Annotated in this window: 13 protein-coding genes; 3 read left to right on the top strand and 10 right to left on the bottom strand. The window is 33.4% G+C overall.

Annotated features, from left to right (window positions below; translation table 11 throughout):
- Positions 1-528: 528 nt before the first annotated feature.
- From HMPREF3023_RS02710 to HMPREF3023_RS02670, 9 genes are all read right to left on the bottom strand, one after another.
- Positions 529-1,158: an NUDIX hydrolase gene (locus HMPREF3023_RS02710; RefSeq protein WP_070700345.1), complete on the bottom strand. Its 630-nt coding sequence runs from the start codon at positions 1,156-1,158 to the stop codon at positions 529-531.
- Positions 1,148-2,179, bottom strand: coding sequence for a patatin-like phospholipase family protein (locus HMPREF3023_RS02705; protein WP_070700342.1), 1,032 nt, complete (start codon positions 2,177-2,179; stop codon positions 1,148-1,150). The genes HMPREF3023_RS02710 and HMPREF3023_RS02705 overlap by 11 nt, the downstream gene beginning before the upstream one ends.
- Complete coding sequence (mscL, locus tag HMPREF3023_RS02700; RefSeq protein ID WP_070700339.1) at positions 2,176-2,595, bottom strand: large conductance mechanosensitive channel protein MscL; 420 nt, start codon at positions 2,593-2,595, stop codon at positions 2,176-2,178. Before mscL ends, HMPREF3023_RS02705 begins: the two co-directional genes overlap by 4 nt.
- Before the next feature lie 155 nt (positions 2,596-2,750).
- Complete coding sequence (locus HMPREF3023_RS02695; protein WP_070700336.1) at positions 2,751-3,602, bottom strand: DMT family transporter; 852 nt, start codon at positions 3,600-3,602, stop codon at positions 2,751-2,753.
- Between the two features lie 271 nt (positions 3,603-3,873).
- A complete protein-coding gene (gene pepD / locus HMPREF3023_RS02690) occupies positions 3,874-5,322 on the bottom strand; it encodes a beta-Ala-His dipeptidase (RefSeq protein WP_070700333.1) in 1,449 nt (482 codons plus the stop codon).
- Positions 5,323-5,331: 9 nt separating this feature from the next.
- Positions 5,332-6,741 (bottom strand): YfcC family protein, encoded by a 1,410-nt coding sequence (locus tag HMPREF3023_RS02685; RefSeq protein ID WP_070700330.1) that lies wholly within the window; start codon positions 6,739-6,741, stop codon positions 5,332-5,334.
- Positions 6,742-7,210: 469 nt separating this feature from the next.
- Positions 7,211-7,858, bottom strand: a complete 648-nt coding sequence (locus HMPREF3023_RS02680; protein ID WP_070700327.1) for a TetR/AcrR family transcriptional regulator — start codon at positions 7,856-7,858, stop codon at positions 7,211-7,213.
- 140 nt (positions 7,859-7,998) lie between these two features.
- Entirely contained in the window at positions 7,999-8,418 is a 420-nt protein-coding gene (locus HMPREF3023_RS02675; protein WP_070700325.1) for a deoxycytidylate deaminase, read from the bottom strand.
- A complete protein-coding gene (locus tag HMPREF3023_RS02670) occupies positions 8,415-8,993 on the bottom strand; it encodes a ribonuclease H1 domain-containing protein (protein WP_070700322.1) in 579 nt (192 codons plus the stop codon). The genes HMPREF3023_RS02675 and HMPREF3023_RS02670 overlap by 4 nt, the downstream gene beginning before the upstream one ends.
- 88 nt (positions 8,994-9,081) lie before the next feature.
- Between HMPREF3023_RS02670 and HMPREF3023_RS02665 the strand changes: the two genes are divergently transcribed.
- Together HMPREF3023_RS02665 and HMPREF3023_RS02660 are read left to right on the top strand one after the other, a co-directional pair.
- The gene (locus tag HMPREF3023_RS02665) at positions 9,082-9,972 is read left to right on the top strand and encodes a fructose bisphosphate aldolase (RefSeq protein ID WP_070700319.1); all 891 of its coding nucleotides are present in this window, start codon (positions 9,082-9,084) and stop codon (positions 9,970-9,972) included.
- A 199-nt stretch (positions 9,973-10,171) separates the two neighbouring features.
- A complete protein-coding gene (locus HMPREF3023_RS02660; RefSeq protein WP_070700316.1) occupies positions 10,172-11,512 on the top strand; it encodes a sodium-dependent transporter in 1,341 nt (446 codons plus the stop codon).
- 68 nt (positions 11,513-11,580) lie between these two features.
- Here the strand turns inward: HMPREF3023_RS02660 and gloB are convergent, their stop codons facing one another.
- On the bottom strand, positions 11,581-12,270 hold the full coding sequence (gene gloB, locus HMPREF3023_RS02655; protein ID WP_070700314.1) for a hydroxyacylglutathione hydrolase: 690 nt from the start codon (positions 12,268-12,270) through the stop codon (positions 11,581-11,583).
- Positions 12,271-12,391: 121 nt separating this feature from the next.
- Here gloB and HMPREF3023_RS02650 point away from each other — a divergent pair, with 121 nt between their 5' ends.
- A complete protein-coding gene (locus HMPREF3023_RS02650) occupies positions 12,392-12,925 on the top strand; it encodes a hypothetical protein (RefSeq protein ID WP_070700312.1) in 534 nt (177 codons plus the stop codon).
- Positions 12,926-13,933 lie beyond the last annotated feature (1,008 nt).

Here is a 13,933-nt window from a genome sequence, read left to right as displayed (position 1 = left end):
GTTACAAGTTTGTAAATTTTGTTACTACTTTGTAACCTCTTCTAACCTTTAAAGAGTATATTAAAAAATTTAAGATTTGTCAATTTTTCTGTAACTTTTTTGTAAATCTCCTATAAATTGGCTTGGTTGAGCCATTCTATAATTTGAACAAAATAGATGTATTTTAAATCAAAAATATCTATAGGCTGAAAGCAAGTAATATAGCCATTCTTCTCCTTATATTACATTTTTATTACAAAAAACCTTGACATTTCTATGCTTTTTTGTCAATTTTTGAATAAAAATTTATTATTTACACCTAAAATTTGTCTCGTAAGTCTTTTATAATTTCTAATTTATTAACCAAGTAAAAAATATTTTCTTTCTATAGAAAACTTATTATTTTAAATTGAATTAAAAATTAATTTTAATCTTAAAATGTATAAAATTTATTTTCCTAAAATGTTTTCAATATAAAATAGAAAATAAAAAAGCTTAAAAAATTATTATCCACTTATAATTTTCTAAGCTTTTTTTATAAATTTTAAATTAAGACATTAGGTTTTCTACAAACCTTCTTGCCATCTTGGCAGTAAATCCCCAGATAATTTCATCTTCATATTCATAGAAGAGGACTTCTTCTCTCCCCCTCTTAAACTTGTAGTTGACTCCATTGGGTATCAAGTGATAAGGAAACTCCTTGTTCCTCTCAACCCTTAAATTGATCTTGTAGGATTTTGGTTTAGTCTTTAAGAAATAAGAAAGAGGAACTGTAAAAACTTTTTCCACCTCATCCTCAGATGGAGAAATTTTATCAAAATCCTTTTTGATTTCTCCAACAAAGGTGTAAATAATTGCAGCGTAGGGATTGACCACAAAGTCTCCCTCAGAATAAATTTCAATTTCCCTTTCTGAAATCAAAAGCTCTTCTGCAGTCTCTCTAACAGCTGCCTCTCTTGGACTCTCTCCCTTTTCAATCCTTCCCCCTGGAAAAGAAATTTCACCAGGTTGATTTCTAAGAGTGAAGGCCCTCTTCTCAAATAAAAGGTGGATATCCCCGTCTCTTTTTATAAGGGGAATCATCACGGAAAACCTATTTTTCACATCAACAGGTAGAGGCTTTCTTCCTTGGACCTTGGCTTTAATTTTTCTTAAATTTAAGTCTTGGTCAGTTGACATTTTCTATCTCCCTCATAAATTCTTCTACTGTATAAACTCTAAATCTGTCAATTTTCTTCCTATTACCCTCTTTTTCCAGAAGCTTATATAAGAGCTCATCATACCTAAAGTTCTCTGACATCTCCAAGTCTTCAGCAAGCTTTGGAGCATAATCCTCAAAGATTGTCCTGGCAAGCTTATTTTCGCTTTCATTGATCTTATCCTTTAAGAGCCTGTAAATATACTTTAAGCTCTCTTCTTCATCAAGGGGCATAATATAATATTCTTCACCCCTGAGGCCCTTAACAGCACGAAAGGCATCAAAATAGCCAAGTTTTATCAAGTCATCGGCTCTGTTCTTGTCAAAGCCAAGAGAAGACCCTAAATCATGACTTGGCTTAATAATATAATTTGCCCTCTCAATATTTTTAAGAGGAGTCTTAGAAAGTCTAACTAAGACAATGTCAGTGTCGTCATCAATCATCTCCATGGGAGCTGGTGATGCAAAACCTCCGTCAATAAAATACTTGCCGTGAAGACGTTGTAGCTTGAAAACAGGAAGGTAACAAGAAGCAATAATATAGTCCTTTAAAAGTCCCTTTTCAATATCTTCCTTAAATAGTCTATCAACCTTGAGGTCAGACACATTTACTGTGCAAATTCCAAAGTCCACATCAGATTCCCTTAGTTTATCTTCATCTATAAATTGATCCACCAACTTAAAGAGAGGATAAGGTGACCTAGTTAACTCTGGAATCCTGATATCATGTTGACGAAGCTTTTCAACTATTTTTGTAAGAAAATTTTCGTCTCTCTCTATTTCTTGTAATTCATTTTCAAAAGCCGAAAAGTCCAAAGACTTCCAAGCCTTAAAACATTCATAGGCATCCCCTTGGGCAAACATAGCTCCATTAAAGGCACCTATGCTAGTTCCAACAATTTTTGAAAAGTCGAATCCCATTTCCATGAGGGCGAAGTAGGCGCCTACTTGGTAGGCACCCTTAGCACCTCCACCTTCGAGGACTAATGCCCATTTTTTCATTTTACACTTCCTAATTCAGATGTACAGTGTGGACATCTTGTTGCATTAATATCAATTTTAGACTTACAGAAAGGACATTCCTTTTCAGTTGGAGCTGGAGCTTCTTCTTCCTTCTTGAATTTGTCAGTAACCTTTGCAATTTGTTTAATCATTAAGAAAATAACAAAGGCAATAATCAAGAAGTCAAAAACTGATTGTAAAAATATTCCGTACTTAACCTCAGCAGTTCCCACTGTAACAGCAAGATCTTCAAAGCTAACTCCGCCAAGTAAGATGCCAATTAAAGGCATTAAAATATTTTCTACAAGGCTTGAAACGATTTTACCAAAGGCACCACCTATGATAACACCCACAGCCATGTCCATAACATTTCCTTGCGCTATAAACTCTTTAAACTCATCAATAAAATTCTTCATTTTTCCTCCTTTAATTAAAATAATATAGTAAAAATAATTTCTTACTGATATCTATTACCCATATTGAAGATAAAAAAACTATAAATAAAAAATCCCAAGCCAATTACATGACTTGAGACAATTTCTTCTATAATATATTGATTTTTTATTTTAAGTTAAGCTTCAATTTCTTTTACTTCTTCCTTACTTAAGAAGATATCCACCAAGGCACCTCCAAGTATAAATGCCATGCCTATTATTACATTTCTTGGAGGGACTTCTCCATTAAAGAGCAAGACCCAAATTGGATTTAGAATTGGTTCTGCAAGTCCAATTATAACTGCCTTCTCTAACTTGACCCTTCTTAGCCCCCAAGAGTAAAGAGCATAAGAAAGTCCTGAAATTAAAATTCCCGCCAAAGCAATTAAAATAATGTCAGAAATCTTTGTGGGTGGATTCCCAAAGTTAAAAGGAAGAGCCAAGGCATAAAGACCACAGCAAATTAAATTTATAATTGAAACTATGCCAAGGGGGTTTCCTTCTTCAACCTTTTGTAAAAATTGCGAATAGCATACAAAGGACAATCCTATGGCAAGTCCTGTTAGTATAGCTAGGTAATTCCTATCCCTAAAGATCCCCAAAATATTTACTAAAACTCCAATAAATATGAAAGTGAAGACAAGTATATTCTTCTTTTTTATATTTTTATATTTAATAAAGTTATAAGCAATTAGATACATAGGAGCTGTATACTGTAGAGAAATAGCCATAGCTGAAGTTGAAATCTGTGTTGTAATTGTCAGTGTCAACAAGAAGAGTGACATTGCTATTGCTGCCAATACTAGGTATTTTTTTGGTCTAATAGGTTTGGATTTAATAAATCCCGAAAGAAATATAAATCCACCAGCACTTCTTATTAGGGTTATCCAAATTGCACTTGCATCGACAGTCTTTACAATAAATCCCGACAAGCTCCAAAGAACTACTGCAATAAAAATTGAAATATAACCTTTCTTTTCATAGCTCATAATTCTTCTCTATTTAAGAGACTCCACCTCCTAAGATTTCAGTAATTAGGTGTTGTATTCGTCAAAATAAAAATAAATGGATTTTTATCAGACTTTTCTAATTAATTAATTCTAGTCCCTTAGTTATTAAATATATTGTGCCAAAATCATTTTATTAATTACTAATAAAAATATAATAAGGAGACGAGCCTGTAAGCAGCCTCGCCCCTTTCAATTTCATTATTTATTTACAAAACTTTTATTCTTAATAAAATATTAAAATATCTTCCCATTAATCTATTTCTTTTAGAAACACTTTAAAAGATTCATAAAAATTTATCACAGATGGAATATTTGCTGATTCAGAAGGACTGTGAAGACCTGTGTGATCTGGCCCAACACTAATAATATCAAGACTAGGCTTCTTGTTTATTAGATATCCTGCTTCTAAACCGGCAGGTGAGACTTTTATTTCTAATTTTTTATTGAGTTCTTTTTCAAAAATTTCCTTATAGATATCTCTTAATTTGCTATCAGGGTTAAATCTCCAACCTGGGTATTCTGCATAGATCTTTACATCACCACCATATATATCCGAAATCGTAGAAATTTTATTGTAAGTGTATTCTACTTGAGATTTTTCCATAGCCCTTATCTCATTAATAAATTTAACACAATCATCTTCAATTTTAACTTCGCCTAAATTATTAGATGAAATAACTACATGATTTTTAGGATCTACTTCAAAAATTCCATTAGGATATAATTTTATAATATTTATTATCTTATTAAAATCTTCAGAATTTATTGCTTCTTGTTCAGAGTTTGACTCTTCAGAATTAACACAAATAGTATCTGAAAAAGAATTATATTCATAATGAAGCTCTCTTTCAAAGTTATCAAGAATCTTGTCTATTTGATCTTTATCCAAATCTGTACTAATAATTGCGTAAGCTTCTCTTGGAATAGCAAGTCTAAAAGTACCACCATTGATGTCCAAAATTTCTATATTATCCTCAAGTTTTTCTAATAGTCGAGATAAAGTTATAATAGCGTTACCTCTACCTTTTTCTATATCTTCTCCAGAATGCCCTCCTAAAAATCCACTAACTTTTATTTTAAAAGTATTTTTGAATTGTCTTTTTTGTCTGTTGATTTTTAAAGAGAAAGTTACTCCAGCTCCACCATTACTTCCTGCTATAATTTCATCATCTTTACTATTATCAATGTTAATAGCTCTATTTCCTATTATCCAATCCTTTGATAGATTATTTACACCGCTAAAATCATCTTCCTCTACAGTGGTAAATATTGCTGTTATTGGAGGGTGTGACGTTTCCTTATCTTCTAAAATCGACATTATTACTGCCACACCAATTCCATTATCAGCACCAAGAGTTGTCTTTCCACCTGTATTAAGTTCATCTCCGTCAATTTGAACAGGGATAGGATCATTATCAAAGTCAAAATCAAAGCCATCTTGCTTTTGACAAACCATATCTAAGTGAGCTTGCAAGATTAATTCTTCTTTATTTTCTCCACCATTTTGACCATCTTTTAAAATTAGTAGATTAAAATTATCGTCTTGTTTAAAATCAAGATTAAGTTTTTCTGCCCAATTTTTTAAATAATTTGACACTTTTTCTTCTTTAAATGATGGTCTAGGAATTTCTGTAAGCTTTAAAAAATTGTTAAAAATTTGAATTTCCTTAAGTTCATTGATTGAGTTATATTTTTTCATTATTACCTCCTAGAATGGTCCAAGGCCAATGTTTACAGCAACAATACATGCTACAATTCCTATTAGGTACCATAATAAAACTAGTTTCCAGAACCATTTAATCCACTTTCCATAAGATATGTTCATCATTCCAAGAGCAACCATTATTGTAGCTTCTGCTGGTGAAAGCAAGTTAGTTATTCCATCACCCATGTGGAAAGCTAGTGCAACAGTTTGTCTTGTTATACCAAGAACATCTGCCATTGGTACCAAAATAGGCATAACTAGTACGGCTTTTCCTGAACCTGAAGGTACAAATAAGTTTATTATTGATATTACGATAAATGATAATGGAGCAGATACTATAGAAGGAACATTTGCTAAAAATCCTGTTAAAGCATGTACAATAACATCAAGTATATGACCATCCATCATTACTATTGTCAAACCTCTTGCTAAACCAACACATAAACAAGGATATAGTAAATCAGCAGCACCATTTACAAAAGCATTCACTCCTTCGTTTATTGGTTTACCTGAAATAATTGTTATAACTATAGTTAATAGAATAAAAACTGCTGCCATTTCTCCTAAGTAAAAATGATATACAATTACTCCATAAATAATTCCTATAACAGCTAATACAAAAGATAACAATACCAATTTATGTCTTGTGGAAAATTCAACATCTGTAGAAATTTCTTCCCTATATTTGCTTGTCTTATCTTCTTCATATGATAATGATAGCTGAGGATTTTTATGAATTTTATCTGCATATCTATATATATAAGCAATTGTCACAATAAGTGCAACAACCCATATTACTAATCTGAAACCAATTCCAGAATATGGTGGTAGTTCTGCTATTTGTTGAGAAATCCCTAAAGTGAAAGGGTTCATAACTCCACCTATATAACCAACAGCAACACCACATATACCTATTACAACACCTGTTATAGAGTCAAATCCTAAGGCCAAGCACAAAGTTATTTGCATTGGTAAAAAAGCTAGACACTCTTCAAAGTTTCCTAGAAAAGCTCCTCCCAAAGCCCACAAAGTTACGAAAAATACCACTACGAGTTTTTCTTTTCCCTTTAACTTAGTTGCTGTTTTTGAAAGCAATGCTTCCAAAGCGCCTGTTAAATTAAGTACTCCAAAAGCTCCACCTATAATTAATAGGAATGAAGTTATTTCAGAAGAATCAACAAGTCCTTGATGGACAGAAGATAGCACTTTCCAAAGACCAACTGGTGTATTTTCAATATAATGGAATGAACTTGGATCAACCATTTCTCTACCAGTTTCAGGATCTAATATCCTTGTGTATTCTCCAGCTGGAACTAAATAAGTTAAAATTGATACAACTACCATTAAAATGCATATTAATAGTAGAGCATCGGGTGATTTGAATTTTTTTAATTTTTCTTTTAATTTACTCATTTTAATACCTCCTAAATAAAATATAACACCCTTAGAAACACAATTATAATAATAGTGATTGCAATATACTACTTTCACTAAATCGACTTTCAGGACAATATCAAACAATAACTAATATAATTATTCCTTTTAATTAATTCTTTATATATTTTTATACTCAAAATATTGATAATAGGATAATTGTCCTCTTTCTCTACAACAAAACTCATTTTCTTATATTTAACTTAATCCCCCCTTATAATCACAAAATCCTAGACTTGTCTTTTTACAATAAATAAAAATAGTCATCTAGGATTAGGAATCAATTCTGATGTTAAAATTCATATCATATACTGTTATATATTTAAATATAATGAATTTTCTCAACTTCCTTTAGACTTACTTTTATATAAAAAGTTTTAATATAACCTTTTCCCATAACTCAGACTTATTTTATAAATCTTTTTTATGTAAATATTTTTTACTAGTGCTATTTTGCATTATCTAATAGATAGTCAAAAATTTCTAAAAAAGACTTTTCGTGTGAGTCTAGGTCCAATTTATCTCCTTGGATCATGGCCTCGTAAACATAGGACTCGTGCACGCTTATGATTATCTTTAGGGTTATATCAGATTTTTTATCCTCTATTGTCCCTTCACTAACTAGTTGGTCTACTATTTGCTTATCTCTAGAATACATATTTCCCTGAGTCAAGAGACCCCTTAGAAGCTCATCGTGACCCTCAAGATCGTCAGGAAATATATCATAGTATTCTTTTATAACTTCTAATAACATAGGACTGTATTTTCCAAAAAACATATTGTGAAATATAACTGGCGACCTAAAGGCATAGTGGTTAAAAGTTTCATAAACTGTCCTATACTTTTCTATAGTTGTCATACCTTTTTTTATATTTCTTGCTAAGGCAGATGTATATTCTCTCAAGTACCTAATTGATGCAAATAAAATTAAGTGTTCTAAATCTTCAAAGTAGTAGTAAAGCGTTGCTGAATTGTAGCCTGCCCTCTTAGCTATTTTTCTTATGGAAATTTTATCTATATCGTCTTCCTTCATTAGGTCTTCTGTAGCCTCAATGAAGCATGTCATGACTTTTTTCTTTTTTTCGATAACATTCATAACTTTATCAACTCCTTTCATATTTTTAATCACGATTATATTATCTAATATTTACTTTGTCAACACTTTATTAAAATAAATTTATAAAAAATAGAAAAAGACCTAGGAGTAAATCCTAGATCTTTCGTCATCCAACACTTTCAAATTTGTTTTAACTTCACCTTATTCTTCTTTATAAGTTCCATAGCGTAGTCGTCTACCCTATAGGCTTCATGGTAGATTATTTCTCCTATGCCTGCTTGGATAAGGGCCTTGGTGCAATTAAGGCAAGGGAAGTGTGTTACATAGGCCTTGGCTCCCCTAACTGATATTCCTTCTTTTGCACAATACAAGAGGGCATTCATCTCTGCATGGATTGTTGCTATGCAGTGACCGTCACGCATTGTGTGGCCGACTTCGTCGCAGTGGGGGTTACCTGTCACTGATCCATTGTAGCCTGTTGAGACTATCCTGTTGTCAGAGTTCACAAGGACACAACCCACAAAGGCCCTGTCACAAGTGGACCTTGTCGCCACCATTTCTGTTATCTCCATAAAATATTCATCCCAAGATTTTCTCATTTTGCCTCCTTTGCAAGTTTATCCACAAGTTCATTGTACTTGACCCCAGTGTGGGCCTCTACTTTTATAAATTTTACCTCTAATTTGTCCTTTATTGAATCATAAAAGCTTTTATAGTAAATTGTTCCTTCTTTATTGGTCTTCCAAAATCCAAGGGCCCAAGATCTTATGCCCTCGTAGTCGTAGTGTAAGTAGATTTTTTTCTTGCCCAGCTTAACTGCTTCTTCCATAGCACGCATGGCTCCCTTGATTTCTCCTGACACATTTCTCATCTCTGAGTCCTTGAAAAATCTCTTTGAATAAGTATATTCTTCTTCATGATTAAACATGTAAACTCCATAGGAGTGGGACTTGTCCTTATTCCTGTAGGACCCATCAACATAAACTACAAGTTCATCTTTTTCTGCTGATTCCTTCTTCTCTTCTTCTACTTCATTTATAAAAGCTTCTGCATCCTCACGATTGGAAAACTTTTTGAAACTTGCTCCCTTAAAGCCCATAGTTTCTCTCTTGCACTCATCCCAAGTGTGATAGATGCCAGGATTTCTTCCTATTCTAACTGCGTAATACTTCATATTCACCTCAAAATTTTGTCATTTGTCAACTATGTCTACTTATTATATAATTAGAAGTAATTAGAAGTCTAGACTTTTGGAGGTAAAAATGAACAAAGAACAATTTGAAAGAATGAAAAATGGCAAGGGCTTTATTGCTGCTCTTGATCAATCTGGTGGATCAACACCAAAGGCCCTATTAAATTATGGTGTTACTGAAGATGCTTATTCAAACGAAGAAGAAATGTTTGATAAGGTTCATGAAATGAGAAAGAGAATTATAAAAGACGAAGCCTTTACATCTGATAGAATTTTAGCTGCAATCTTATTTAAGGTAACTATGAATTCTAAAATCGACGGCAAGTTCACTGGCGATTACCTTTGGGAAGAAAAGGGCATAGTTCCAATCCTTAAAGTTGACGAAGGCCTTGATGTAGAAAAAGACGGTGCTCAACTTATGAAGCCTTTTAAACACATTGACGAACTTCTTGCAAACGCAAAGAAAAGAAATATTTTTGGAACTAAGATGCGTTCTGTTGTAAAGGAACTTAATGAAGAGTCTATTAAAAAAGTTGTCGAACAACAATTTGATTACGCGAAGAAAATATCTAAGGCAGGTTTTGTTCCTATTATCGAGCCAGAAGTTGATATCCACGCTAAGGACAAGGCTGAAATCGAAGAAGTCCTTAAAAAATATCTTGTGGAAGAATTAAAAAAATTAGACAAAGAAACTTATGTAATGTTTAAGTTAACTCTTCCAGAAAAGGAAAATCTTTACGAAGACCTTTACGACTTTGACCAAACTGTTAGGGTTGTTGCACTTTCTGGTGGCTACTCAAGAGATGATGCCAACGAAAAACTTAGAAAAAATAAGGGCGTAATTGCTTCTTACTCAAGAGCCCTTACTGAAGGCCTAAATGTAAATCAAACTGATGAAGAATTTACAAAGATGCTTGACGATTCTATTGAAAAGAATTACTCAGCTTCAGTTGAAAAATAAAATTAATTATTAAGCCTCTGATTTTTCAGAGGTTTTTTTACATTTTTTTTTGCTTTACCTGTCTTAATAGCCTTCTTATTGACATTGACAAGGGCCTAATGTAAACTATTTCATAAGTATAATTTTCTTGACCTATTGAATTTAAACCAAGAGGATAATTTATAAATAAGTCCTAAGAGGACTAACTAGGAGAAGAATTATGGATAACAAATTAAAAACTCGTGACGGTTTTAAAAGTAAGTGGGGCTTTATCCTCGCCTGTATTGGCTCTGCAGTTGGAATGGGAAATATTTGGAGATTCCCAACAATGGTATCAGCCTATGGCGGCATGACCTTTCTTATACCCTACTTAATTTTCGTAGCCCTAATTGGGTCCACTGGAGTTATATCAGAGATGGCCCTGGGAAGATCTGCCCAAGCAGGTCCAGTTGATGCCTTTGGTGATTGCACCGAACTTAGGTGGCAAAATAGGAAAATTGGAGAAGTCATTGGCCTTATACCAGTCCTTGGTTCCCTTGCCCTTGCCATAGGTTACACTTGTGTCATGGGTTGGATCTTTAAATATACATATCTTGGAATCTCTGGCAATCTTTATGAGCTAGGACAAGACATGGATGCAATTGGTGGGACCTTTGGCCAAACTGCATCTGCCTTTGGGGCAAATATGTGGATAGTAATTGCAATATTAGCAAGTTTTGCCATTATGGTCATGGGAATTTCCGATGGAATTGAGAAGGCAAACAAAATCATGATGCCTACTCTTTTCATTCTATTCATTGGACTTGCAATTTATATCTTTAATCTTCCTGGATCACACGAAGGTTATAAGTATATTTTTTCTGTAAATCCTGAAGGACTAAAGAGTCGTGAAGTATGGATCTATGCCTTTGGACAAGCCTTCTTCTCCTTATCAGTAGCAGGCAATGGAACAGTTATCTATGGGTCTTACCTACCTAAGGATGAATGCATCCCATCATCAGCAAGAAACGTTGCAGTCTTTGACACCATAGCAGCAATGATGGCGGCAATAGTAATTATTCCAGCCATGGCAGCAGCATCAGCTGAACTTGATGCAGGTGGCCCTGGTCTTATGTTTATCTATCTTGTAAATGTCTTTAACGGAATGCCCATTGGAAGAATTGTGGGAATGATTTTCTACATCTGTATTCTTTTCGCAGGACTCAGCTCCATAATAAATCTTTATGAAGCTCCAGTTGCTTATTTTCAAGAGAGATTCCATTTCTCAAGGACTCTTGCAACAGTTATAATCCACATCATAGGTTGCACAGCAGCTATAATGATTCAGGGAATAGTAAGTGGTTGGATGGACGTAGTTTCCATTTACATTTGTCCACTTGGTGCAGCCCTTGCAGGCATAATGTTCCTTTGGGTTGCAGGTAAAGACCATGTCCTTGCTGCAGTAAATGAAGGTTCACCAAAAGGCATTGGATCTTGGTACTACCCACTTGCAAAGTATGTATATGTAACAGCAGCCATTGTTGCCCTAATAGCAGGCGCAAGACTAGGTGGCATAGGTTAATAAAATATTGAAAATAAAAAAGTGTTGGCTTTTATAATAGCCAGCACTTTTATTTTGCTTATATTTTCTTAAAAATTATCTTTTTTATTTCTAAAGTCGATAAATTCATCTAAGTCCTTTGCCAAGAAGAAGGGATTTATTTTTTTCTCTTTTCCAATTGTAGTAGGAAGAGTGATCTCGTCTTCATCTCTAAGCTTCTTTACTCTTTCATATTCCCTATCCAGGTCATCACTCGAGATTACAGACTTGGCAAATTCTAAATTGGCAAGAGAATACTCATGAGCAGGATAAACCACGGTGTCGTCATCTAGGTCTTTTAACTTATTAAGTCCTTCGTAAGCTTTTTTATAGTCCTTAGTGAATACCCTACCACAACCTGCAAGAAAGAGGGCATCGCCACAGAATAAGTTGCCATCAGCTAGATAAGAAATATGGTCTTCAGTGTGACCTCCTGTTGAAATAACTTTGAAGGCTTCTCCGAAAATTTCAAATTCGTCTCCATCCTTTAAAGTCACGTCGTTATATTCACTAGTTTCTATAGGTCCATAAACCTTGGCTCCGTATTTAATCTTAAGCTCGTCAACACCACCAACGTGGTCCATGTGCTTGTGGGTTAGAATAATATAGTCAAGTTTTTTATTCTTCAAATAATCTATAACAGGACCTGCATCGCCAGGATCAACAACAAGAACCTTGCCATCCTTCTCAATAGTCCAAATATAATTGTCGTTAAAAGCTTTAATAAAATTAATATTCATAAAACACCTCATAATATTCTTACTCTTATTGGTGGGGTTTAAACAAGTATAGGTTTAAAAAAAAATATTTCGCGATTTAATAATGTGCTATAATAAAATTATAAAATATTAGGAGGTCCATATGAAAAGATTTTTACTTGTTCTTGCTGCAATATTTTTAATTGGCGGCCTAATGTATTTTTCACAAGATCACAATTTAAAAGAAAATTCAACAAGTCCGAGAAAACTAAGTTCCGACACGAGAATATATAAAAGGGATGACAAGGGCGACTTTAAAATATACAAGGAAAAAAATTACCAAGATGGTCACTACTTATTGAAAAAAAGAATATTTTCTGAGAGTAAGTCTAATGAATTTGATTTGTGCCTGATTTTTAGTATAGAAAACCAGAAAATAGTTTCTGTGAAAGATGTCTCCTTAGAAACTGAAGACAAGGGCTTCCAAGGAACTGTTTATGTAGAAATTGTCAGTGATGGAAAAAGTTTGGTCTACGATATTATAGGAAACTTAAATGAGGGACCTTTAGAAAGACCAACTTTGGATATAAAGGATACGGGAAGAAAGATTGATGCATCTTTTTCCTCTTTAAGTGAATCTAAATCTCTTGATCATGTGGAAGAAATTGGGGCTATATTTTTACCTTGGATGTTTTAAAATTATAAGAAATATAAAGAAAGTAGTCTTGTGCTTTTAAGACTACTTTTTGTTTTTTTATTTAAGTTGTTTCAAGATATCCGACTCACTCAAAAATGTTTCCTATTCGGTCGCTAGATAAGATTTTTCATTAGTTCATACATATTATCTCAATATTCCTGTGTGAATATAAAAAAATGAATGGTAATAAATTGAAACCATCTTGCTAAGAATATCCTATGTAAAAAATTGTCTTATTTTCCAATCGAAGAACTTCGACCAAAATCGCATTGTTTGAGCGAAGCGAGTTTGCGATTTTAGAAGTTCAAGATTTAGAAAATAGCAATTTTTGTAATGAGATATTCGAGCAAGATGGTTTTCTATATTGATGAACTTTTTAAGAATTGTCTTTTTTACTTAACCTAAAAAAAGACAGTCAACTTTGTGACTGCCTTTTGAGGTTTTTTCTAGACTTACTTAATCCGACTCACTCGACAATGCTCCCTATTCGGTCGCATTGGCTGAGACTTGATCAAATTTCTAAAAGAAATTTCGATAAGTCTGCCCGCAGATTTTTGCTTGCAAACAATCTGTGTTCCTTAATTTTTCGCTGGATAAGATTTTTTATCGCTTTTCTTGAAATTAAAAAGACAGTCAACTTTGTGACTGCCTTTTGAGGTTTTTTCTAGACTTACTTAATTCGACTCACTCGACAATGCTCATTATTCAGTCGAATTGGCTGAGACTTGATCAAATTTCTAAAAGAAATTTTGATAAGTCTGCCCGCAGATTTTTGCTCGTCAAAAATCTGTGTTCCTTAATTTTTCGCTGGATAAGCTTCTTCATCTACTCAGCCTTCGCTTACGCTCGACCTCGTAGTGAAAACCGTAAAAAAGTAGCCTTATGGTTTTAAGACTACTTTTTGTTTTTTATTTAAGTTGTTTCAAGATATCCGACTCACTCAAAAATGTTCCCTATTCGGTCACATTTTTTTCGTTCGCTGGATAAGATTTTTCATCAGCTCATGCG

This window comes from Peptoniphilus sp. HMSC075B08, assembly GCF_001815405.1.
GTDB lineage: Bacteria > Bacillota > Clostridia > Tissierellales > Peptoniphilaceae > Peptoniphilus_A > Peptoniphilus_A harei.
The sequence above is the reverse complement of the archived record's forward strand: the minus strand, read 5'-3'. Positions and strand labels throughout refer to the sequence as shown.